Source organism: Pseudomonas sp. GW458-11-26-14-LB4, assembly GCF_059423925.1.
On sequence record NZ_JBWKYU010000013.1, the window covers coordinates 39678 to 62950 of the forward strand.

At 61.6% G+C, this 23273-nt stretch carries 15 protein-coding genes and 1 other RNA gene; 9 read left to right on the forward strand and 7 right to left on the reverse strand.

The genetic code is table 11. The features are described from left to right. Positions 1-107: 107 nt before the first annotated feature. On the reverse strand, positions 108-1568 hold the full coding sequence (gene dacB, locus AC07XZ_RS18115) for a D-alanyl-D-alanine carboxypeptidase/D-alanyl-D-alanine endopeptidase (protein WP_007952030.1): 1461 nt from the start codon (positions 1566-1568) through the stop codon (positions 108-110). Between the two features lie 234 nt (positions 1569-1802). Between dacB and AC07XZ_RS18120 the strand changes: the two genes are divergently transcribed. After that, a complete protein-coding gene (locus tag AC07XZ_RS18120; RefSeq protein WP_085747901.1) occupies positions 1803-2147 on the forward strand; it encodes a YggL family protein in 345 nt (114 codons plus the stop codon). 61 nt (positions 2148-2208) lie between these two features. Here the strand turns inward: AC07XZ_RS18120 and AC07XZ_RS18125 are convergent, their stop codons facing one another. Continuing rightward, complete coding sequence (locus tag AC07XZ_RS18125; RefSeq protein ID WP_085747900.1) at positions 2209-3399, reverse strand: benzoate/H(+) symporter BenE family transporter; 1191 nt, start codon at positions 3397-3399, stop codon at positions 2209-2211. Positions 3400-3623: 224 nt separating this feature from the next. Between AC07XZ_RS18125 and AC07XZ_RS18130 the strand changes: the two genes are divergently transcribed. Next, a complete protein-coding gene (locus AC07XZ_RS18130) occupies positions 3624-4388 on the forward strand; it encodes a GntR family transcriptional regulator (RefSeq protein WP_007952027.1) in 765 nt (254 codons plus the stop codon). A 178-nt stretch (positions 4389-4566) separates the two neighbouring features. Here AC07XZ_RS18130 and guaD read toward each other — a convergent pair whose 3' ends face one another. The 4 genes from guaD to xdhA form a co-directional block, all read right to left on the reverse strand. Next, positions 4567-5871 carry a guanine deaminase gene (gene guaD / locus AC07XZ_RS18135; protein WP_085747899.1) on the reverse strand — a complete coding sequence of 435 codons (1305 nt, stop codon included), beginning with the start codon at positions 5869-5871 and terminating at the stop codon, positions 4567-4569. Between the two features lie 13 nt (positions 5872-5884). Beyond that, positions 5885-6742: a xanthine dehydrogenase accessory protein XdhC gene (gene xdhC, locus AC07XZ_RS18140; RefSeq protein WP_102686947.1), complete on the reverse strand. Its 858-nt coding sequence runs from the start codon at positions 6740-6742 to the stop codon at positions 5885-5887. Positions 6743-6883: 141 nt separating this feature from the next. Further along, on the reverse strand, positions 6884-9277 hold the full coding sequence (gene xdhB / locus AC07XZ_RS18145; RefSeq protein ID WP_102686948.1) for a xanthine dehydrogenase molybdopterin binding subunit: 2394 nt from the start codon (positions 9275-9277) through the stop codon (positions 6884-6886). Further along, positions 9270-10724 carry a xanthine dehydrogenase small subunit gene (gene xdhA, locus AC07XZ_RS18150; protein ID WP_102686949.1) on the reverse strand — a complete coding sequence of 485 codons (1455 nt, stop codon included), beginning with the start codon at positions 10722-10724 and terminating at the stop codon, positions 9270-9272. Before xdhA ends, xdhB begins: the two co-directional genes overlap by 8 nt. Positions 10725-10990: 266 nt before the next feature. Between xdhA and AC07XZ_RS18155 the strand changes: the two genes are divergently transcribed. The 7 genes from AC07XZ_RS18155 (at position 10991) to AC07XZ_RS18185 (ending at position 22425) form a co-directional block, all read left to right on the forward strand. Next, positions 10991-11650, forward strand: coding sequence for a GntR family transcriptional regulator (locus AC07XZ_RS18155; protein ID WP_102686950.1), 660 nt, complete (start codon positions 10991-10993; stop codon positions 11648-11650). A gap of 2 nt (positions 11651-11652) precedes the next feature. Continuing rightward, positions 11653-15141, forward strand: a complete 3489-nt coding sequence (gene smc, locus AC07XZ_RS18160; protein ID WP_102686951.1) for a chromosome segregation protein SMC — start codon at positions 11653-11655, stop codon at positions 15139-15141. Positions 15142-15399: 258 nt separating this feature from the next. After that, positions 15400-16266, forward strand: coding sequence for a cell division protein ZipA (gene zipA, locus AC07XZ_RS18165; protein WP_102686952.1), 867 nt, complete (start codon positions 15400-15402; stop codon positions 16264-16266). Positions 16267-16353: 87 nt separating this feature from the next. Continuing rightward, positions 16354-18711, forward strand: coding sequence for an NAD-dependent DNA ligase LigA (gene ligA / locus AC07XZ_RS18170; protein ID WP_102686953.1), 2358 nt, complete (start codon positions 16354-16356; stop codon positions 18709-18711). 153 nt (positions 18712-18864) lie between these two features. Next, on the forward strand, positions 18865-20031 hold the full coding sequence (locus tag AC07XZ_RS18175; RefSeq protein WP_102686954.1) for a zinc-binding metallopeptidase family protein: 1167 nt from the start codon (positions 18865-18867) through the stop codon (positions 20029-20031). A gap of 111 nt (positions 20032-20142) precedes the next feature. Continuing rightward, positions 20143-20239, forward strand: an RNA gene (ffs, locus tag AC07XZ_RS18180) — signal recognition particle sRNA small type. 230 nt (positions 20240-20469) lie between these two features. Next, complete coding sequence (locus tag AC07XZ_RS18185; RefSeq protein WP_102686955.1) at positions 20470-22425, forward strand: hypothetical protein; 1956 nt, start codon at positions 20470-20472, stop codon at positions 22423-22425. Between the two features lie 9 nt (positions 22426-22434). Here AC07XZ_RS18185 and AC07XZ_RS18190 read toward each other — a convergent pair whose 3' ends face one another. Beyond that, a complete protein-coding gene (locus AC07XZ_RS18190) occupies positions 22435-23184 on the reverse strand; it encodes a substrate-binding periplasmic protein (protein ID WP_102686956.1) in 750 nt (249 codons plus the stop codon). Positions 23185-23273 lie beyond the last annotated feature (89 nt).

Consider the following 23273-nt stretch of genomic DNA (forward strand, 5'->3'; position numbering starts at 1 on the left):
CCCACGCTCTGCGTGGGAATGCCTCCGGGGACGCTCCGCGTCCAGTGACGCAGAGCGTCACGGGCTGTATTCGCACGCAGAGCGTGGGAACAATCATGTACGGGGGATTACAGAACCGAAGCAGTCTGCGGCGTCCGCGGCTGTTTGTAGAGATCCAGCAGCACCTGATCCAGCACCGACGACGCACCGAACGGGGCCTTATCGTTGAGGATCGCCACCACCGCCCAGGTGTTGCCGTTGACGTCGCGGCTGAAGCCGGCAATCGCCCGTACGGTGTTCAGGGTGCCGGTCTTGACGTGGGCTTCGCCGCGCATCGCGGTGGTCTTCAGGCGTTTGCGCATGGTGCCGTCGGTGCCGGCAATCGGCAGCGAGCTGATGTACTCGGCGGCGTACGGGCTGTGCCAGGCCGCTTGCAGCATGCTGGCCATTTCACGGGCACTGACTCGCTCGGAGCGCGACAGACCGGAGCCGTTCTCCATCACCAGGTGCGGCGCGGTGATGCCTTTCTTCGCCAGCCACTGACGCACCACGCGTTGCGCGGCCTTGGCGTCATCGCCGTCGGCGTCGTTGCGGAATTTCTGGCCCAGGCTCAGGAACAGCTGCTGAGCCATGGTGTTGTTACTGTACTTGTTGATGTCGCGGATGATTTCCGCCAGATCCGGCGAAAACGCGCGGGCCAGCACTTTGGCGCTGCTCGGGGTCGGGGCCAGACGATCCTTGCCCTGGATGCTGCCGCCCAGTTCCTTCCAGATCGCCCGCACGGCGCCGGCGGTGTAGGTCGCGTGGTCGAGCAGCGACAGATAAGTCTGCGAGCTGCAGCCTTCGCCCAACTGGCCGGCCACGGTCACGGTCACGCTGCCATCGGCTTGCGGCACCGGGTTGTAGCGCACGCCGCCGGTGCATTGTTTGGAGTTGAGCGCTTTGACGGTGTTTTCGATGTTGATGCTGGCAATCGGCGGTTCAACCGAGATCAACACCCGACCATTGTCGTTGCGGGCCACGAAACGCAGGGCCTTGAGGTTGACCAGCAGTGAATCCGGCTTGACCAGGAACGGCTTGTTCTCGTCGTTGCCGTCATCGTTGAATTCCGGCAGTTGCGGCTGCACGAAGAAGCTGCGATCCAATACCAGATCACCGGTGACCTGGGTTACGCCGTTGGCACGCAGGTCGCGCATCAGCAGCCAGAGTTTTTCCATGTTCAGCTTCGGATCGCCGCCACCCTTGAGGTAGAGGTTGCCGTTGAGGATCCCGCCGTTCAGGTCGCCGTCGGTGTAGAACTCGGTTTTCCACTGATGGTTGGGGCCGAGCATTTCCAGCGCCGCGTACGTGGTGACCAGCTTCATGGTCGAGGCCGGGTTGACCGAGACGTCGGCGTTGTACACGGTCGGCGTGCCCGGGCCGTCCAGCGGCACCATCACCAGCGACAGGGCGGTGGGCTGCAGCTTGCTGGCCTTGAGGGCTTTTTCGACGTTGGGGGTCAGGGCGGTGTTGATGGTGGCAGCGGAGACGGGCAGGGCCAGCGGCAGAAGAAGACCGGCCAGGAGCAGAGGACGCAACGATTTGATCATATGAAATAAAACCCTACAGCCGAGGGGAAAAAAGACGAGGACATGGATGAAAAGGCCCTCAGTGGTCATGAAAGTGTCGGCATTATGCCCCAAGGTGTAACAGCTTGTGCCTTTCGCAAGGGCGCCAATTCGTTATTTTTTTACAGGCGGTCGCACGCACGTCCCAGAGAGTCGGGCAATCGCCGGCTTAAACTGGTAAAGTGCCGGCCGTTATTACTTAAGAGGATTGTTCCAATGGCGACTAACCGTTCCCAGCGTCTGCGCAAAAAACTGTGCGTCGATGAATTTCAAGAGCTGGGTTTCGAACTGAACCTGGGCTTCAAAGAAGACCTGTCCGAAGAAGCCATTGACGCTTTCCTCGAAGCATTCATCAAAGAAGCCATGGAAGCCAACGGTCTGGGCTATGTCGGCGGCGACGACTTCGGTCTGGTTTGCCTGCAGAAGCGTGGTTCGGTCTCCGAAGAGCAGCGCGCTGCTGTTGAAGCCTGGCTGAAAACCCGCTCCGAGCTGACTTCTACTGAAATCAGCCCGCTGCTGGACGTTTGGTATCCGGAAAAGCCGATCAACCCGGCTAAGTGATACTGAAAAAAACGGCGACCTGAGGGTCGCCGTTTTTTTATGCCTGCTTTTTAACGAGGCCTCAAGCCTTGCGCCAGTTGAGGATCAGCAAGGTCAACACCCCCGCGACAATCCCCCAGAACGCCGAACCGATGGAAAACAGCGTCAGCCCCGACGCCGTGACCATGAAAGTGATCAGCGCCGCTTCCCGTTCCTTCACCTCGGTCATGGCGATGCTCAAGCCGTTGATGATCGAGCCGAAAAGCGCCAGTGCGGCAATCGACAGCACCAATTCCTTCGGCAGCGCGGCGAACAGCGCCGCCAGCGTGGCGCCGAACACCCCGGCAATCCCGTAGAAAATCCCGCACCACACCGCAGCGGTGTAACGTTTGTTGCGATCCTCATGGGCATGCGGCCCGGTGCAGATCGCCGCGCTGATCGCTGCGAGGTTGATGCCGTGGGAACCAAACGGCGCCAGCAGCAGGGACGCGATGCCGGTGGAGGTGATCAGCGGCGAGGCCGGGACGTTGTAGCCGTCGGCCCGCAGCACGGCGATGCCGGGCATGTTTTGCGAGGTCATCGCTACGACAAACAGCGGAATGCCGATGCTGATGGTCGCGGCCAGGGAAAAGTGCGGCGTGGTCCAGACCGGTGTCGCCACTTCCAGATGAAAGCCGCTGAAGTCCAGCAAACCCATGAAACCCGACAGCGCGGTGCCGATCAGCAGCGCGGCAAGCACCGCATAGCGTGGCGACAGGCGTTTGACGATGAGATAAGTGAAGAACATCCCCAGCACCAGACCGGTGCGGTGTTGCGCGGCGACGAAGATTTCGCTGCCAATCTTGAACAGAATCCCCGCCAGCAGCGCGGCGGCGAGGGAGGCCGGGATCTTTTTCACCAGCCGTTCGAAGCTGCCGGTCAGGCCGCAAATGGTCACCAGCACCGCGCAGGTAATGTAGGCACCGATGGCTTCGCCGTAGCTCACGCCGCCAAGACTGGTGATCAGCAGCGCCGCGCCGGGCGTCGACCAGGCAATCGTGATTGGCGTGCGATAGCGCAGCGACAGGCCGATCGAACACACCGCCATGCCGATGGAGATCGCCCAGATCCACGACGAAATCTGCCCGCTGGTCAGGCCCGCCGCTTGCCCTGCCTGGAACATCAGCACCAGCGAACTGGTGTAGCCGGTCATCATCGCGATGAACCCGGCGACGATGGCGGAGGGCGATGTGTCCGCCAGCGGGCGCAGTCGGGTGTGGGTAATTTCGTTCATGACAGCGGCGTTCCTTGTTCAAACCACGGATTTCGGGTTTAAGCCTAAACTCAAACGTAACGGAGCGTTGCAATACAGCCGAAGCCACAAACAGCCGTACAGTCGTGTTGCCACCTTCCATTGTGTACAATCGCGCTGTTTTTTACGCGATACTTGCCAGCGACCCACTGTGCCGTATTACAGTCACGGTCAATTCGCCGCCGTTCTTCCCGACTCGAGTGCCCATGAACGAACAGTTGCAACCCCTCAAGAAACAACCGCGAGCAGGCAAAGCCGGCCGCAGCGGAACCCAGGACGATATTGTCTATGCGCATATCTTCGAGGCCATCCTCGAACAGCGCCTGGCGCCCGGCACAAAGTTGAGCGAAGAAGCGCTGGGGGAAATTTTCGGGGTCAGCCGCACCATCATTCGCCGCGCGCTCTCGCGTCTGGCCCATGAAGGCGTGGTGCTGTTGCGGCCGAACCGTGGCGCAGTCGTTGCCAGCCCGAGCGTTGAAGAGGCGCGTCAGGTGTTCCTCGCCCGACGTCTGGTGGAACGCGCGATCACCGAGCTGGCGGTGCAACACGCCACCGCCGAGCAGATCGCCGAACTGCGCCAGATGGTCAACGACGAGCGCGACAGCTTCTCCCGTGGCGATCGCGGTGCCGGCATCCGTCTCTCGGGTGAATTCCACCTGAAACTGGCCGAAGCGGCGAAGAACGCGCCGTTGATCAGCTTCCAGCGCAGCCTGGTTTCGCAGACGTCGCTGATCATTGCCCAATATGAAAGCGGCAACCGCTCGCACTGTTCCTACGACGAGCACACCCAGTTGATCGATGCCATCGAAGCGCGCAATGGCGAGCTGGCGGTGGACCTGATGATGCATCACATGGATCACATCGACAGCAAGCTCAACCTCGACGAGGAAAGTGCTTCGGACGATCTGCATGCAGTGTTCTCGCACCTGTTGCAGACCAAGAAGCCAGGGCGTCCGGCGGTCAAGCTCTGAGGCGAATCGACAGGCAATAAAAATCCCCCGGACTGCAAAGTACCGGGGGATTTTTTTTGTCCGTCTGATCGTTCCCACGCTCTGCGTGGGAATGCCTCTGGGGACGCTCCGCGTCCAGTGACGCGGAGCGTCACGGGCTGCATTCCCACGCGGAGCGTGGGAACGATCAAGCGATCAGTTAGCGCTGGTGCACCAGCGCGCCCGCCGCATAGGTCTGAGCCACAGTGCGGTCATCGCCCAGGGTCATCAGCACGAACAGCGTTTCGGCAATGTTGTTGGCCTGCTTCAAGCGGTAGCTCAGCAGCGGCGTGGCGTTGTAGTCCAGCACCAGGAAGTCGGCGTCGGAGCCTGGTTGCAGGTTGCCGATCCTGTCTTCCAGACGCAGTGCCCGCGCGCCGCCGAGGGTAGCGAGGTATAGCGATTTGAACGGGCTCAGGCGTGCGCCTTGCAGTTGCATCACCTTGTAGGCTTCGTTCAGGGTTTGCAGCAGCGAGAAACTGGTGCCGCCGCCGACGTCAGTCCCGAGGCCGACGTTCAGTTTGTGCTTCTCGGCCATCGGCAGGTTGAACAGGCCGCTGCCGAGGAAGAAGTTCGAGGTCGGGCAGAACGCAACCGCCGAACCGGTCTCCGCCAGACGCGCACATTCGTCGTCGCACAGGTGCACGCCGTGGGCGAACACCGAGCGCTCGCCGAGCAATTGGTAGTGGTCGTAGACGTCCAGATAGCCCTTGCGCTCAGGGAACAGCGCCTTGACCCACTCGACTTCCTTGAGGTTTTCGCTGATGTGGGTCTGCATGTACAGATCCGGGTATTCGCTGAGCAACTGGCCGGCGAGGGTCAGCTGTTCCGGGGTGCTGGTCGGGGCGAAACGCGGGGTGACGGCATAGTGCAGACGACCCTTGCCGTGCCAGCGCTCGATCAGCGCCTTGCTGTCGACGTAGCTCGATTCCGGGGTGTCGGTCAGGTAGTCCGGCGCGTTGCGGTCCATCATCACCTTGCCGGCGATCATCCGCAGATCCAGCTTCTCGGCCGCTTCGAAGAACGAGTTCACCGATTGCGGATGCACGCTGCCGAACACCAGCGCGGTGGTGGTGCCGTTGCGCAGCAGTTCCTTGATGAAAATGTCCGCCACTTCATCGGCGTGGGCCTTGTCGGCGAACTGGCTTTCGCACGGGAAGGTGTAGGTGTTCAGCCAGTCCAGCAGTTGCTCGCCATAGGCGCCGACCATGCCGGTCTGCGGCAGGTGGATGTGGGTGTCGATGAAGCCCGGGGTGATCAGCGCATCCTTGTGATGCGTGATCTCGATGTCCGCCGGCAGGGTCGGCAGCAGTTCGCTGGCGTGGCCGAGGGCGCTGATCTTGCCGTCATCGACCACCAGCAGGCCGTCCTCGAAATACTCGTAGGAGGCTTCGATGCCGACCTCGGCAGGGTCGGCGATGCTGTGCAGGATGGCGGCGCGGTAGGCTTTGCGAGTCAGAGGCATGAGGGTTCTCTAATCAGTTTGAGGCTTTGAGTGTGGCGGCCTGACTGCGGCGCGAAACCGGCAGCAGTTTGGCAATCGGTTCGGCGCTGGCGGTGTGCTGGCCGAAATTGGCGTTATAGGTGGCGATGATTTCGCCGGCGATGGAGATGGCGATTTCCACAGGCAACTTGCCTTTGACTTCGCCGATGCCCATCGGGCAGCGCATGCGTTGCACGACGCTGGCGTCGAAGCCACGGTCACGCAGGCGATGTTCGAACTTGGCCCGTTTGGTTTTCGAACCGATCAGGCCGAACCAGGTAAAGTCGTTGCGCTTGAGGATCGCGGCGGTGAGTTCCAGATCCAGCTGATGGTTGTGGGTCATGACGATGCAGTAGCTGCCGGCGGGCAGGTCGTCGATTTCATCCACAGGCTCCTCGGCGACGATTTTGCGCACGCCGTGGGGAATCTGCTCGGGGAATTCCTCTTCCCGGGAATCGATCCAACGCACCCGGCAGGGCAGGCTGGCGAGCAAGGGTACCAGCGCGCGACCGACATGACCGGCGCCGAACACGGCGATCTGCGCCTGCATCTGGCCCATCGGTTCGAACAGCAGCACCGTGGCGCCGCCGCAGCACTGGCCGAGGCTGGCGCCGAGGCTGAAGCGCTCCAGATGGGTGTCCTGCTTGCCGCTGGCGAGCATCTCGCGGGCGATCTGCATGGCTTTGTATTCCAAGTGCCCGCCACCGATGGTGTCGAACGTCTGGCGGGCGCTGACGACCATCTTCGAGCCGGCATTGCGCGGCGTCGAGCCGAGCTCTTCGATGATCGTCACCAGAACACAGGGTTCGCCCTGGTTCTGCAGGTCGGCGAGGGCGTCGATCCAGTTGTACATATCTCACCTCTCAGATCGTTCCCACGTCGAGGCGTCGAACCGTCGCGTGGGAATGCATCACTGGACGCTCCGCGTCCGCTGTTCAGGATGCGACGCAGAGCGTCGCCGGCTGCATTCCCACGCAGAGCGTGGGAACGATCATCAAACGACCTCGGTTTCAGCTTCGACGGCTTTCACCGCCTTGAGCTGGCGCATTTGCTCGCAACCCCACAACACCCGCTCCGGGGTCGCCGGCGCGTCGATCTTCGGTTGATGCTTGTAGTCGCCGAGGCTGGCCACCGCATCCTTGATCGCGCACCACGCGGCGATGCCGAGCATGAAAGGCGGCTCACCCACAGCCTTGGAGTGGAACACCGTGTCTTCCGGGTTCTTGCGGTTTTCCACCAGTTTCACCCTCAGGTCCAGCGGCATGTCCGCCACGGCCGGGATCTTGTAGCTGGCCGGGCCGTTGGTCATCAGCTTGCCCTTGTTGTTCCACACCAGTTCTTCCATGGTCAGCCAGCCCATGCCCTGAACGAAACCGCCCTCGACCTGGCCGATGTCGATGGCCGGGTTCAGCGAGGCGCCGACGTCGTGGAGGATGTCGGTACGCAGCATTTTGTACTCGCCGGTCAGGGTGTCGACGATCACTTCGCAGCACGCCGCGCCGAAGGCGAAGTAGTAGAACGGCCGGCCACGGGCCTGGCTGCGGTCGTAGTAGATTTTCGGGGTCTTGTAGAACCCGGTGCTCGACAGCGACACCTGATTGAAATACGCCAGCTGGATCAGCGCTTCGAAGGTCAGGATGTGGTCGCGAACGCGCACGTGGCCGTTGTGGAATTCCACGTCCTCTTCACTGACCTTGTAGTGCCGCGCGGCGAATTCGACCAGCCGCTGCTTGATTGTTTCGGCAGCGTTCTGCGCCGCTTTGCCGTTGAGGTCGGCGCCGCTGGAGGCTGCGGTTGGTGAGGTGTTCGGCACTTTGTCGGTGTTGGTCGCAGTGATCTGCACGCGGTCCATTTCCACCTGGAACACTTCGGCCACGACCTGCGCGACTTTGGTGTTCAGACCCTGGCCCATTTCCGTGCCGCCGTGGTTCAGGTGGATGCTGCCGTCGGTGTAGACGTGCACCAGCGCACCGGCCTGATTGAGGAAGCTGGCAGTGAAGGAAATGCCGAATTTCACCGGGGTCAGCGCCAGGCCTTTTTTCAGGATCGGGCTGTTGGCGTTGTAGCGACGGATCGCTTCGCGACGCTCGGCGTACTGGCTGCTTTCTTCCAGTTCAGCGGTCATCTCCTCGAGCATGTTGTGCTCGACGGTCTGGTAGTAGTGGGTGACGTTGCGCTCGGTCTTGCCGTAGTAGTTGGCCTTGCGCACGGCCAGCGGATCGAGGTTCAGGTGACGGGCGATGGCGTCCATCACTTCCTCGATCGCGACCATTCCTTGCGGGCCGCCGAAACCACGGTAGGCAGTGTTCGACGCGGTGTTGGTCTTGCAGCGGTGACCGTTGATGGTCGCATCGCCCAGGTAGTACGAGTTGTCCGAGTGGAACATCGCCCGGTCAACGATCGAGGCCGATAGGTCAGGCGAGCAGCCGCAGTTACCGGCCAGGTCCATGGCGATGCCGTGCAGGCGCCCGGTGCTGTCGAAGCCGACGTCGTACTCGACGTAGAACGGGTGACGCTTGCCGGTCATCAGCATGTCTTCGACCCGTGGCAGGCGCATCTTGGTCGGCTGGCCGGTGAGGTGCGCAATCACGGCGCACAGGCACGCCGGGCTGGCGGCCTGGGTTTCCTTGCCGCCGAAACCACCGCCCATGCGGCGCATGTCGACCACGATCTTGTTCATCGACACATCGAGAACTTCGGCCACCAGTTTCTGCACTTCGGTGGGGTTCTGGGTCGAGCAGTAAACGATCATGCCGCCATCTTCGGTCGGCATCACCGAGGAGATCTGGGTTTCCAGATAGAAGTGTTCTTGGCCGCCGATGTGCAGCGTGCCCTGAATACGATGTTCGGCCGTGGCCAGAGCCGTGGTCGAATCGCCGCGCTGATGGGTGTGGCTGTCGAGCACGAAGTGTCGTTTGCGCAGGGCTTCGACCACGTCCAGCACCGGCTCCAGATCTTCGTATTCAATGATCGCGGCCATGGCGGCCTTGCGTGCGGTTTCCAGATCTTTTGCGGCCACGGCCAGCACCGGTTGACCGACGAACTGTACGTCATCGATAGCCAGCAGCGGATCGCCCGGCAGCAGCGGGCCGATGTCTTTCAGGCCCGGCACATCTTCGTGGGTGATGGCGATGCGTACGCCTTCGAAGGCGTAGCAGGGCTGGGTGTCGATGCTGATGATTTTCGCGTGGGCGCGATCCGACAGCCGTGCGTAAACGTGCAACTGGTTGGGGAATTCGAGCCGGTCATCGATGTACTGCGCTTCACCGGACACATGCTTGGCGGCGCTGTCGTGCTTGACGCTGCGGCCGACGCCGGTGGTCAGGTCCTTGGCGAACAATTCAGCCAGTTCAGCTTGAGTTTTCTCTACGCCGTGATGGTTAGACATAAGCGGTCACCCGAGTCTCGATGTGCGGTGTTTGCAGTTCGATGAAGTATTTGCGCAGCAGGTTCTGCGCGCTGAGCAGGCGGTATTCCTTGCTGGCGCGGAAGTCCGAGAGCGGGGTGAAATCCTCGCCCAGCGCGGAGCAGGCGCGTTCGATCACCGCATTGTTGAACGGCTGGCCGAGCAGCACGGCTTCGCAATGAGCGGCGCGTTTCGGGATTGCGGCCATGCCACCGAAGGCGACGCGGGCGTCGGTGATCACGCCGTTTTCGACGCGCAGGTTGAACGCGGCGCAGACGGCAGAGATGTCGTCGTCCAGACGCTTGGAGACTTTGTAGGCGCGGAAGCGCTGCTCGGCCGTGGCACGTGGGACGATGATCTTCTCGATGAACTCGCTTTCCTGACGTGCGGTAACCCGGTAATCGATGAAGTAATCCTCGAGGGCCAGCGTGCGGCGGGTCTCGCCCTTGCACAGCACGATCTGCGCGCCGAGGGCAATCAGCAGCGGTGGCGAGTCACCGATCGGCGAGGCGTTGCCGATGTTGCCGCCGAGGGTGCCCTGGTTGCGGATCTGCAGCGAGGCGAAGCGGTGCAGCAGTTCGCCGAAGTCCGGGTACTCGGCGTTCAGCGCTTCGTAGCAGTCGGAGAGGGCGGTGGCGGCGCCGATTTCGATGCGATCGTCGAAGTGCTCGATGCGCTTCATTTCGGCGACGTTGCCGACGTAGATCATCACCGGCAGGGTGCGGTGGAACTGAGTGACTTCCAGCGCCAGATCAGTGCCGCCGGCCAGCAGGCGAGCCTGTGGATAAGCGTCGTAGAGATCGGCCAGATCGGCCACGGTCAGCGGCACCAGGCAGCGTTTGTCGCCGCTGTTGAGTTCGCCGATCGATGTCGGGGCAATGGCTTTGAGGCGGGAGATGGTTTCGGCTTCGCGAGCGTCGAACTGATCCGGTTGCTTGCCGCAGCAGGATTGCTCGGCGGCAGCCAGGATCGGCCGGTAGCCGGTGCAGCGGCAAAGGTTGCCGGCCAGCGCTTCGTGGGCCTTGGCCTGATCCGGTGCATCGCTGTTCTTTTGCAGGGCGAACAGTGACATCACGAAACCGGGGGTGCAGAAACCGCACTGCGAACCGTGGCATTCGACCATGGCTTTCTGCACGCTGTGCAGTTCGCCCTTGTGCTTGAGGTCTTCGACGCTGATCAATTGCTTGCCGTGCAGCGACGAAACGAACGTCAGGCACGAGTTGAGGCTGCGATAGCGAATGTGCTCGCGGCCATCGTCATCCGTCTGCAACTCGCCGACCACCACCGTACAGGCGCCGCAGTCACCGCTGGCGCAGCCTTCTTTGGTGCCGGATTTACCCACGTGTTCGCGCAGGTAGTTGAGCACAGTCAGGTTCGGGTCCAGGGCGTGCTCGCTACGGAGTTCCTGGTTAAGTAAAAACTGGATCACGGAAGGCCTCGCAGACTCATTATTGTTGTTGAGCGACTTGAGCCGAATTTAGCAGGTCTGACTTTTCGGTCAATGGTTTTCTGACTTAAAGGTCAGGAAAAACCGTTTTGTCGCTCAACCACGTGTCTCTTCAGTATTGACCCTCATTGGATCAAGCGCTTTTTTGCGGGATTCGTGCCAAAAACCGCTGTGCGGGCACTCCGCCATGACCGCGCATTGCGCTACACTGCGCCGCTTGTGCAGATCGAAGAGTTTGAAGGACAACCATGACGTTCAAGGCGCCGGACAGCCTCGCCGAGCAAATCGCTCACCACCTCGCCGAACGGATCATTCGCGGCGAAATGAAGCCGGGAGAGCGTATCCAGGAACAGAAGGTCACGCTGGCGCTGAACGTCAGCCGCGGCTCGGTCCGCGAAGCCTTGCTGATCCTCGAGCGCCGTCACCTGATCGCGATCCTGCCGCGCCGTGGCGCCCATGTCACTGAGCTTACGGCGCACAAGGTGCAGAGCCTGTGCACGCTGATGAGCGAGTTGTACATCCTGCTCGGCAACGCAGTGGCCAATGGCTGGCAAGTCCAGTGCGACATGGCGCCGTTCGTGCAGATCCAGCAGCGCCTGACCGCCAGCTACGAGCGTCAGGACATCCGCACCTTCGTCGACGACAGCTTCAACGTGATGCGCGCCGCGTATCCGTTCGCCAACAACCCGTACCTGCAGGAAACCGTCGAGAACCTGCAACCGGCCATGAGCCGTGCGTATTTCCTCGCGCTGGAACAGCGCAAGGCCGAGATGAGCGAGTTCCTCGAACTGTTCGAACGCCTGCTCGCCGCCGTCCTCGCCCGTGACCTGCCGCAGATCCGCATCGTGCTGACGGCTTACGCCCAGCGCAGCTGCGATCTGGTGGTGTCCGCCCTGACGGTTGCCTGACCTTGCGGCTCAAGTGCATCAAGCTGGCGGGGTTCAAATCCTTCGTCGATCCGACCACGGTGAACTTCCCCAGCAACATGGCGGCGGTCGTCGGGCCGAACGGTTGCGGCAAGTCGAACATCATCGACGCCGTGCGCTGGGTGATGGGCGAAAGCTCGGCCAAGAACCTGCGTGGCGAGTCGATGACCGACGTCATCTTCAACGGCTCGACCAGCCGCAAACCGGTGAGCCAGGCGAGCATCGAACTGGTGTTCGACAACTCCGACGGCACGCTGCTGGGCGAGTGGGCGGCGTATGCGGAAATCTCGATTCGCCGCAAAGTGACCCGCGACAGCCAGACGACTTATTACCTCAACGGCGCCAAATGCCGTCGTCGCGACATCACCGACATTTTCCTCGGCACCGGCCTCGGCCCGCGCAGCTACTCGATCATCGAGCAGGGGATGATCTCCAAGCTGATCGAGTCCAAGCCGGAAGACCTGCGTAACTTCATCGAAGAAGCCGCCGGCATCTCCAAGTACAAGGAGCGTCGGCGCGAGACTGAAAACCGCATCCGCCGCACTCACGAAAACCTTGCCCGTCTGACTGACCTGCGCGAAGAACTCGAGCGCCAGCTCGAACGCCTGCACCGGCAGGCCGAGGCCGCCAAGAAGTATCAGGAATACAAGGCTGAAGAACGCCAGCTCAAGGCGCAACTGTCGGCCCTGCGCTGGCAGGATCTGAACGATCAGGTCGGTCAGCGCGAATCGATCATCGGCAACCAGGAAATCAGCTTTGAAGCGCTGGTCGCCGAACAGCGCAACGCCGACGCGGCGATTGAACGCCTGCGCGACGGGCACCATGACCTGTCCGAGCGCTTCAATCTGGTGCAGGGGCGCTTCTATTCGGTCGGCGGCGACATCGCCCGGGTCGAGCAGAGCATCCAGCACGGCCAGCAGCGCTTGCGCCAATTGCAGGACGATTTGAAAGAAGCCGAGCGCGCACGCCTCGAAACCGAATCGCACCTGGGCCACGACCGCACCTTGCTGCTGACCCTCGGCGAAGAGCTCGATCAACTGACCCCCGAGCAGGAAATCACCAACGCCGCGGCCGAAGAAGCTGCCGCTGCGCTGGAAGATTCCGAAGCCGTCATGCACGGCTGGCAGGAGCAGTGGGACGCCTTCAATCTGACCGCCGCCGAACCCCGTCGTCAGGCCGAAGTGCAGCAGTCGCGCATCCAGCAGCTGGAAACCAGCATGGAGCGCCTGGCCGATCGGCAAAAGCGTCTGGGCGAAGAGCGCGCGCTGCTGTCGGCCGATCCGGAAGACGCGGCGATCATGGAACTCAGCGAACAGCTCGCCGAGTCCGAAGCCACCCTTGAAGATTTGCAGACCAGCGAAGAAGCCCAGGTCGAAAAACTCGAGCAACTGCGCCAGGAATTGCAGCAAGCGCTGACCGCGCAGCAACAGGCGCAGGGCGATTTGCAGCGCCTCAATGGTCGCCTTGCATCGCTGGAAGCCTTGCAGCAGGCCGCGCTCGATCCGGGCACCGGCACTGCCGAATGGCTGAAGGAACACAACCTCGCCGAGCGCCCGCGTCTGGCCGAAGGCCTGAAGGTCGAGGCCGGTTGGGAGCTGGCGGTGGAAACCGTGCTCGGCGCCGACCTGCAAGCGGTGCTGGTGGATGATTTCGACGGCTTCGATCTGTCTGGTTTTGCCCAGGGCGATCTGCGTTTGCTCAGCCCCGGCAATGACGGCGTGCGCGTGGCCGGCAGCCTGCTGGACAAGGTCGAGGCGCAGGTGGATTTGTCGCCCTGGCTCGCTCAGGTCAAGCCGGTCGACAGCCTTGAACAGGCGCTGGCCCTGCGCGGCCAACTGGCTGCCGGGCAGAGCTTGATCAGCCGTGACGGTTACTGGGTCGGCCGGCACTTCCTGCGGGTGCGCCGCGCCAGTGAAGCCGAAAGCGGCATGCTTGCGCGCGGCCAGGAAATCGAATCGCTGCATGCGGAACGCGAAGAGCGTGAAGCCACGGTCGAGGCCATGGAAGCCCGTCTGCAGACCCTGCGCGCGCAACAGCGTCAGCAGGAAAACGGTCGCGAACATTTGCGTCGACTGTTGCAGGACGAAGCCCGTCAGCAAGGCGAACTGAAAGCTCAGCTTTCCGCCGGTAAGGCCAAGGCCGAGCAGTTGAACCTGCGTCGCACCCGCCTCGACGAAGAACTGGTCGAGCTCGCCGAGCAGCGCGAGCTGGAACACGAAAACATCGGCGAAGCGCGGATCCAGTTGCAGGATGCTCTCGACGCCATGGCCCTCGACACCGAGCAGCGCGAATTGCTGCTGGCCCAGCGCGACAGCCTGCGCGAACGCCTGGATCGGGTGCGTCAGGAAGCGCGTCAGCACAAGGATCACGCCCATCAATTGGCCGTGCGCCTCGGCTCGCTGCGCGCACAACACGATTCGACCCGCCAGGCCCTTGAACGTCTGGAAATGCAGGCCGAGCGCCTCACCGAAAAACGTGAACAGCTCAGCCTGAATCTGGAGGAGGGCGAGGCGCCGCTGGAAGAGTTGCGCCTCAAACTCGAAGAGTTGCTCGACAAGCGCATGAGCGTCGACGACGAACTCAAGACCGCGCAGATCGCCCTGGAAGATGCCGATCGCGAACTGCGCGACGCGGAAAAACGCCGGACCCAGGCCGAGCAGCAATCGCAATTGATCCGTGGCCAGCTCGAACAGCAACGCATGGAATGGCAAGCCCTGACCGTGCGCCGCAAGGCCCTGCAGGATCAATTGCTGGAAGACGGCTACGATCTGCACGGCGTGCTCAACACCCTGACCGCCGAGGCCAGCGAGAAGGCTGCCGAAGAAGAACTTGAACGCATTGCCGCGCGCATTCAGCGCCTGGGCGCGATCAACCTCGCGGCGATCGACGAATACACGCAACAATCCGAGCGTAAACGTTATCTGGATGCCCAGGACGCCGATCTGGTCGAAGCACTGGAGACCCTGGAAAACGTCATCCGCAAGATCGACAAGGAAACCCGTAACCGTTTCAAAGATACCTTTGATCAGATCAATGGCGGTTTACAGGCGCTTTTCCCGAAAGTTTTCGGTGGCGGACGCGCCTATTTGGAACTGACGGGCGAAGATCTACTCGATACAGGGGTGACGATCATGGCGCAGCCGCCCGGGAAGAAGAACAGCACCATCCATTTGCTCTCCGGCGGCGAGAAAGCCCTGACGGCACTGGCACTGGTTTTTGCGATCTTCAAATTGAATCCGGCGCCGTTCTGCATGCTCGATGAAGTTGACGCACCACTGGATGACGCTAACGTTGGACGCTACGCACGATTGGTCAAAGAGATGTCGCAGACCGTGCAGTTCATCTATATCACCCACAACAAGATCGCCATGGAAATGGCTGACCAGTTGATGGGGGTGACGATGCACGAGCCGGGTTGTTCGCGACTGGTAGCCGTGGATGTCGAGGAGGCGATGGCGATGGTGGATGCCTGAGCCGGCGCTGTCGGAAAAGGTATTTGTAGTCTGTAGGACATATTTACCGGCTTCGACTTGCTGGCCAATCGACATAATCGCGCAAGCCAATGAGACAGACGGTGTAAAGTTGTCTTTGGTCGTGCTAGTTTAATGTCAATTTTTCGTATACGTGGGCAAAACGCCTGTCAGAACATAGAGTTGGCGCCACGTTTTAAAGCGGTTTGCACAGTGTAAACCCCTTATTTTTCAGCATTTTTTATAGAGGCACGGGATTACATGGAAATCGGTCTGCGCGAGTGGCTGATCGTCATCGGCATCATTGTGATAGCCGGTATTCTTTTCGATGGCTGGCGCCGTATGCGCGGCGGCAAGGGAAAACTGAAATTCCGTCTTGACCGAAGTCTGTCCAACCTGCCGGACGAGGACACCAGCGCTGAGCTGTTGGGCCCGGCCCGCGTGCTGGATACACATAAAGAGCCGCAACTGGACGAACACGATCTGCCATCGGTGAGCATGCCGGCCCGCGAAGCACGCGAGCCTCGCGAATCCGGTTCCAAGCGCGGCAAGCGCGGCAGCAACGGTCCGGCCCAGGGCGACCTGAACCTCGATCTGGATCTGGACGGCGGCCCGAGCTTCAGCAGCCGCGACGATGATTTCGTCGAGCCTGTTGCTAAGTCGTCGCCGGCGGTTGCTGATAAAGATCAGCCACAAGCCGAGGAAGTGCTGGTGATCAGCGTGATCTGCCGCGACCCGGCCGGCTTCAAGGGCCCGGCACTGTTGCAGAACATTCTGGAAAGCGGTCTGCGTTTCGGCGAGATGGATATTTTCCACCGCCACGAAAGCATGGCCGGCAACGGTGAAGTGCTGTTCTCCATGGCCAACGCGGTCAAGCCGGGCATTTTCGATCTGGACGACATCGACCATTTCAGCACCCCGGCGGTGAGCTTCTTCCTCGGCCTGCCAGGCCCGCGTCATCCGAAGCAGGCCTTCGATGTGATGGTGGCGGCAGCCCGCAAGCTGTCCCAGGAACTGAACGGCGAGTTGAAAGATGACCAGCGCAGCGTCCTGACCGCGCAGACCATCGAGCACTACCGTCAGCGCATCGTCGAATTCGAACGTCGCGCCCTGACCCAGAAGCGTTGATCGAAAAGGTTGCCTCGCAATAAAGGGGCAATCGGCAAAATAGATTGAGCAGCCTCGGCTGCTCTTTTGCTTTATGAGAGAACACCCATGACTGCCGCCAAAGACCGCATTCTAGAGCTGCGCGCTGAACTCGATCAGCACAACTACCGTTACCACGTCCTCGATGAGCCGAGCATTCCGGATGCCGAGTACGACCGGTTGTTCCACGAGCTCAAGGCGCTGGAAGCGGCCAATCCGGAACTGATCACCAGCGACTCGCCGACCCAGCGTGTCGGCAGCGTGGCGCTGACCGCGTTCACCCAGGTGCGTCACGAAGTGCCGATGCTCAGCCTCGGCAACGCCTTCGAAGAAACCGACATGCGCGAGTTCGATCGCCGGGTGACCGAAGGTCTGGATCTCCCGGCCGGCGACCTGTTCGGCGGTGGCGCGGCGGTGGAATACAGCTGCGAGCCGAAACTCGATGGCCTGGCGGTCAGCCTGCTGTATCAGGATGGCGTGCTGGTGCGCGGCGCCACGCGTGGCGACGGCACCACCGGCGAAGACATCAGCGTCAACGTGCGCACGGTGCGCAACATCCCGCTGAAGCTGCACGGCACGGGCTGGCCGGCGACCCTGGAAGTGCGCGGCGAAGTGTTCATGTCCAAGGCCGGTTTCGAACGCCTCAACGCCTCGCAACTGGAAGTCGGCGGCAAGACCTTCGCCAACCCGCGCAACGCCGCCGCCGGCAGCCTGCGACAGCTGGATTCGAAGATCACCGCCAACCGTCCGCTGGAATTCTGCTGCTACGGCATCGGTCAGGTCTCTCACGATATTTCCGACACCCACATCGGCAACCTCAAGCAACTGCAAGCCTGGGGCATGCCGATCAGCCACGAATTGAAACTGGCCAAGGGCATCGGTGAATGCCTGGACTACTACCGCGATATCGGTGAGCGCCGTAATTCGCTGGCCTATGAAATCGACGGCGTGGTGTTCAAGGTCAACAGCATTGCCGACCAGCGCGAGCTGGGCTTCCGCGCCCGTGAACCACGCTGGGCCATCGCCCACAAATTTCCGGCGATGGAAGAACTCACCGAACTGGTCGACGTGGAATTCCAGGTCGGCCGCACCGGCGCCGTCACCCCTGTGGCGCGGTTGAAACCGGTCAAGGTCGCCGGCGTCACCGTGGCCAACGCCACGCTGCACAACATGGATGAAGTCGCCCGGTTGGGCCTGATGATCGGCGACACAGTGATCATTCGCCGCGCCGGTGACGTGATACCGCAAGTGGTGCAAGTGGTCATGGAGCGCCGCCCTGAAGACGCGCGCCCTGTGCAGATTCCCGAGAGCTGCCCGGTTTGTGGCTCCCATGTCGAACGCACGCAACTGGTGAAACGCAGCAAGGGCAAGGAAACCATCAGCGAAGGTGCGGTGTATCGCTGCGTCGGCCGACTGGCCTGTGGTGCGCAGCTCAAGCAGGCGATCATTCACTTCGTCTCCCGTCGCGCGATGGACATCGAAGGCCTTGGCGACAAGAGCGTCGAGCAACTGGTCGATGAAGGTCTGGTCAGTTCGCCGGCCGATCTTTACGCGCTGAAGTTCGATGACATCGTCGACCTCGAAGGTTTTGCCGAAGTGTCGAGCAACAAGTTGCTGGCCGCTATCGAGGACAGCAAGAAGCCGGGTCTGGCGCGCTTCATCTATGCGCTGGGCATTCCGGATGTCGGCGAAGAGACGGCCAAGGTGCTGGCGCGTTCGCTGGGGTCGCTGGAGCGTGTTCAGCAAGCCTTGCCGCAAGTGCTGACGTACCTGCCAGACATCGGCCTGGAAGTGGCGCACGAGATTCACAGCTTCTTCGAAGATGCGCACAACCAGCAGGTGATCACCGAGCTGCTGGGCCACGGTTTGCAGATTCAGGATCAGGGCGAGCTGGGCGCCGAGTTTGCCGCCAGCACCACGCTGGGCGGCTTCCTCGACAAGCTGCACATTCCTTCGGTCGGGCCGGGCGGGGCGCAGAAGCTGGCGGACAAGTTCGAAACGCTGGAAGGCGTGATGAACGCTGACTGGCTGGACATGCGCCAGGCATTGCCGGAAAAGCAGGCCAATTCGGTTCGCGAGTTTTTCGCCTTGCCCGAGCATCGTCAACTGGCTGAAGACGCCGAGAAGCAACTGCGCGATTTCGGCATGCACTGGCAGAGCGAAAAGAAAGTCGTCGAAGGCCTGCCATTGGCCGGGGAGACCTGGGTACTGACCGGCAAGGTCGAGCTGATGAGCCGCGACGTGGCCAAGGAACACCTGGAAAGCCTCGGCGCCAAGGTCGCCGGCTCCGTGTCGGCCAAGACTCATTGCGTGGTCGCCGGGCCGGGCGCCGGGTCGAAACTGACCAAGGCCAACGAACTGGGCGTGAAGGTCATGGATGAGGAGGCGTTCATCGCGTTCCTGAAAGGACACGGTATCAGCGCCTGATGATCGTTCCCACGCTCCGCGTGGGAATGCCGCCCCGGACGCTCCGCGTCCGCTGTGACGCAGAGCGTCACGGTATGCATTCCCACGCAGAGCGTGGGAACGATCTTTGGGCGGGAATGATCTAGTCTTGGCAAGCCCAAGGGAGAGATCGCCATGTACCGCTTTTTCGAGCAGCTCAGTTCCCGCATCGTCGCGCCGTTCATGGGCGAATCCTCGCGCAACAGCAAAATCTGGCCGTGCCGTTGCGGCCAGTCGCTGTTCTTTCGCAACAGTCAGTGCCTGGCCTGCAACGCGGCGCTGGGCTATCAACCGGAATACAGTCGGCTGACCTCGCTGCAACCGGGCCCGCAGGAGGGCACCTGGACGCTGGATGTCGATCCCGAGGCCGGGCTGTTCCGGCGCTGCGCCAACCTTGATACACCGGCAGCCTGTAACTGGCTGCTGCCCGCCAATGATCACGACACCCTGTGCGCGGCCTGTGCTCTGAACCGCACCATCCCCGATCTGTCCGTCCCGGAAAACCCCGAACGCTGGCGCAAAGTGGAAATCGCCAAGCGGCGACTGGTGGCGCAACTGATCAGCCTTGGCCTGCCGGTCGTCCCGAAAACCGTCGACGAAGCCACCGGCCTGGCCTTCGATTTCATCGGCGTTGATCTGCAAGGCAACGCGCCGATGACCGGTCACGCCAACGGCCTGATCACCCTCGATATCGCAGAAGCCGACGACGCCCACCGCGAACGGGTCCGGGCGCAGATGCACGAACCCTATCGCACGCTGCTCGGGCATTTTCGCCATGAGGTCGGGCATTACTACTGGGACCGCCTGATCGACAACGGCCCGTGGCTCGGTTCATTCCGCAACCTGTTCGGCGACGAGCGCGCCAGTTATGCCGAGGCGCTGGAGCGGCATTATCAACAGGGCGCGCCGGCGGACTGGCCGCAGCATTACGTCAGCGCCTACGCCACCATGCACCCGTGGGAAGACTGGGCGGAAACCTGGGCGCATTACCTGCACATGATGGACGCGGTGGATACGGCGCTGGGCTTCGGCATGAGTGCCCGGGAGATGGACCTCGACTACCAGCCGTTTCCGTCGAGCACGCTGTACGACCCCGAGCATCCTGGCGGCGCGGCGTTCCTGTCGTTCGTCAACGCGTGGATCGAACTGGCGGGGATGCTCAACGAACTGTCGCGCAGCATGGGCCAGCCGGATTTCTATCCGTTCGTCCTGCCGCCGGCGGCGATCGCCAAGCTGCACTTCATTCATCTGGTGATCCAGCAAGAGGGCGGCCGCGCGGACGAGGTGCTGCAAGCGCAATAGCAAGTGCTTGAAGCCCTTCATATTTTTAATCTTCAACCAGCGGTTGTAACTTCGTCTCAGATAGGTACAATGGCGCGGCTCGCCGACAGGCGAGTGTCGTTATGGTGACCCTATCGGTCCCCCCGCAACGATTACCCGTGAACCTGGTCAGAGCCGGAAGGCAGCAGCCACAGCGGGAACATTGTGTGCCGGGGTGTGGCTGGTAGGGTTACCACCTTAACGAACATCGAACGCGTCGACTGAACTGCATGGGTTTCGCCCACTGCGGTTTTTTTATGCCTGCGATTTGGCGGCTCGTACCCAAACCTCCTGCTCCCGAGTGCGCCGACACGGGGTAATCATTTCCCCTGCAATCGCGCATACTCGCAGCCACCGAAATAAATGAAGAGTCTGGCCAGGATTGACCTTGCAAGGTCCGCGCCCTGGCCGCGAGGTTTTATGCTCCCGGAACATTCCGATCTATCCAGCCCTGTGTTCTTGCCCGTCACGGATGAAACCTGCGCGAACCTGTTGCAGGCAGGTGGGGCCAAAACCCTCGAAAGCCTGACCGATCCGGAGTTGGCGGCGGTGCTGGTCATCCAGAATCTGGTGCAGACGAAAGAGCAGGATCTCGGCGCCGTGGCGGCAGAGAAAATTCTGGCCAAGCTGTTGGCGTGGGCTGTGGATACTCGTCAGGCAACGACCGCGGGCCTGCTGTCGGAAGCGCAGCGACTGTTCGATCCGCGCAAACTGTATTTCGGCCTGAAGGTCCTTAACCCTCTCAACCTGCGTTTTCTGCTGGCCGAAGAAATATCGGCACGCGACTACTTGTTGCCCGATGGCCAGTGGGATTTCGAATACAAAGTCCGGCGCCATCGCAGCCATGACCCGTTCACCCAGCCTATCGTGACGCCCCGGCAGCGCGAGCGCTGGTTGAGCCCGGCGCAGGACAAACTGGTCAGAACCTTCCGCGCCAACCTGGACGAAGACCTGCACGTTCAAGGTTACGCGGGGATCGGCAAAAGCCATCTGCTGGTCGCTTTGCTGGAACATCTACGCCCGGAAAAAAACCTGTTGCTGGCGCGCACCCCGGCCAAGCTGGAAGTCCTTCGTCAGCGCATGCTGGGGCCGAGCGAGAAGAAGGCCGGCAAGACCTTCCTGGCATTTGCGCAGTCGCTGATGCTCGGGCGCAGGCCTCAGGCGGAGGCGGGGCGAATCCCGACCCGTCAGGCGCTGGCGCAGGAACTGAATATCTTCGGTTTCCGCCACCACGACGGGCCGGCGACCCTTGAGCTCTGCCTCAAAGTGATCGAGCGCTACTGCCGCTTCCGCGATCACACGTTTTCGGCGAAGCATCTGCCGCATTTCAACCAGCCACTCTCCAGCGTCGACGCTCAGGTGTTGCTGGAGTATTCGAGCCGGGTGTGGGGCTACCTCGAGCTCAATCCAGCGTGGGGCAGCCAGACCGGGTTCGAAGCGCTGCTGATGATCAAGCGCGCCTGCATCGCCGGCTGCGTGGTGCCGGCGCGCTACACGCACGTGTTGATCGATGAGAGCCAGGACATTCCCGGATCCCTGTTGCAGATCATCGAGCGCGGTCGTCAGGTGCTGATCACCCTCGGCGACGAGTACCAGCAGGCCAGCGGTGTGCCGGTCAAACGGCACCGTGAGGTTCGCCAAAGCGATATCAGCTATTCCGTGCGCTCGGGTCGCAACGTCGAACGGCTGGTCAATCCGCTGATCGCCCGGCACTCGCAGAAGGGCAAGATTCCGTTCGAAGGCGCCAGTGACGCCGATGTTGTTATCAAGGAGTACCCGGAAGGTTTCGTACCGTCCGAGGGTTGCATAGTGCTGACGGCATCGCCGTGGGACAGCATGATCTGGGCTATCCACCTGCACGACTCCAACTGCAAGTTCAGATTCCCGGACAAGCGCACCCAGGATGAACTCAAGCATTTCATGGCCACCGCCATCGAACTGTTCAAACCTGACTTCTACCGTTCCGAATTCAGCGAAAACGGCGTGCATCCGTACTTCAGCGACCTGCCTGACTGGCAGGCCGTGTGCGACGCCAATCAGTTCGACGAGTCGTTTCTACGGGTCAAGGACAAGCTGGAAAACGGCTTCATGATTGCCGACCTGACGCGCCTGAACCGAATGATCGATAACGCCGGCAACGGCTGCCTGCTGATGCTCGCGGAAGAGGCGGGAGGCATGGAGTTCGACAAGGTGCTGCTGACGCCGGGGCTGCTGACCAACGAGAAATTCAAGGATGCCTACGCGTTCGATCAACGGATCTGCGCCGTGTACATCGCCATCTCCCGGGCCAGGCTGAAGCTATACGTGCCGTACGATGTGGTCGAGTGGGTGGAGTATCACGAGTACCAGCGGTTTCGTGATACGGCGGGGCATTGAGGGTCTGGCTTACGGCTCGCCGCCCGAGCCCCCGGTATACAACCGAATAATGTCATCAATCTCCCCCGACATTTTCATCCGCAGCAACGTCCTCAATATCCGCTGCACCGGCACGTTCGGATCATTGCGCACATAGCAGCCGACCTTCTGCTCCTGCAACACCGCCACCGCCTGCAGTTGCTGCCCCGGCAGCAGGCGCTGGTTGAACCAGTCCAGGGTCCATTGATTGCTCACGGCGTAGCGGTAGCGCCCGGCCAACAGTTTGTCGAGCACCTGCTCCTGATTGCGCGCGTCTTCGCGCCAGAGTCGGTCGGCGTCGAATATCGGTTGTAGCGTGGGGTAGCTGTAGCCGAGCACGGTGCCGATCGACTGGCGGGGCAGGTGGGCCGGATCGGCGCTGGGTGGTTGGTCCTGACGGCTGATCAGCAGGTCGCGCTGGAAGAACAGCGGGAGGCTCCAGATGTAATCGCCAGACAGGTTCGGCAGCCAGGATTGTGCGGCATAGCAGCGCACGTCGACTTCGCCGTGTTCCATGGCGTTCTGTACCCGGGCGCGGGGCAGGACGTGAAATTGTGCTGGCACGCCGATCTGGGTCGCCAGGCTGAGCATCATGTCGTAGAGGATGCCCTGGGTCGGGCGGCCGCGTTCGATCTGCACCATCGGCATCGCCCAGCTGTCGGCAACGACGAAGCGCAGCGGCGGTTGCGACGCCATTGCGTTCAGGCTCAATCCCAGTAATGCCCCCACGGCCCACCGCATAAACGCTCCGGTAATTCCCGATCCCGAGCCGACAAAAGCCCTCGCTCATGCAGCTTAGCCAGAATAGACGAGCACACCGGATGCAATTT

Bases quoted from the DNA above. Each gene is read 5' to 3' on its own strand.
- dacB (WP_007952030.1), bottom strand. From the start codon at position 1,568: ATGATCAAATCGTTGCGTCCTCTGCTCCTGGCCGGTCTTCTTCTGCCG.
- AC07XZ_RS18120 (WP_085747901.1), top strand. From the start codon at position 1,803: ATGGCGACTAACCGTTCCCAGCGTCTGCGCAAAAAACTGTGCGTCGAT.
- AC07XZ_RS18125 (WP_085747900.1), bottom strand. From the start codon at position 3,399: ATGAACGAAATTACCCACACCCGACTGCGCCCGCTGGCGGACACATCG.
- AC07XZ_RS18130 (WP_007952027.1), top strand. From the start codon at position 3,624: ATGAACGAACAGTTGCAACCCCTCAAGAAACAACCGCGAGCAGGCAAA.
- guaD (WP_085747899.1), bottom strand. From the start codon at position 5,871: ATGCCTCTGACTCGCAAAGCCTACCGCGCCGCCATCCTGCACAGCATC.
- xdhC (WP_102686947.1), bottom strand. From the start codon at position 6,742: ATGTACAACTGGATCGACGCCCTCGCCGACCTGCAGAACCAGGGCGAA.
- xdhB (WP_102686948.1), bottom strand. From the start codon at position 9,277: ATGTCTAACCATCACGGCGTAGAGAAAACTCAAGCTGAACTGGCTGAA.
- AC07XZ_RS18155 (WP_102686950.1), top strand. From the start codon at position 10,991: ATGACGTTCAAGGCGCCGGACAGCCTCGCCGAGCAAATCGCTCACCAC.
- zipA (WP_102686952.1), top strand. From the start codon at position 15,400: ATGGAAATCGGTCTGCGCGAGTGGCTGATCGTCATCGGCATCATTGTG.
- ligA (WP_102686953.1), top strand. From the start codon at position 16,354: ATGACTGCCGCCAAAGACCGCATTCTAGAGCTGCGCGCTGAACTCGAT.
- AC07XZ_RS18175 (WP_102686954.1), top strand. From the start codon at position 18,865: ATGTACCGCTTTTTCGAGCAGCTCAGTTCCCGCATCGTCGCGCCGTTC.
- AC07XZ_RS18185 (WP_102686955.1), top strand. From the start codon at position 20,470: ATGCTCCCGGAACATTCCGATCTATCCAGCCCTGTGTTCTTGCCCGTC.
- AC07XZ_RS18190 (WP_102686956.1), bottom strand. From the start codon at position 23,184: ATGCGGTGGGCCGTGGGGGCATTACTGGGATTGAGCCTGAACGCAATG.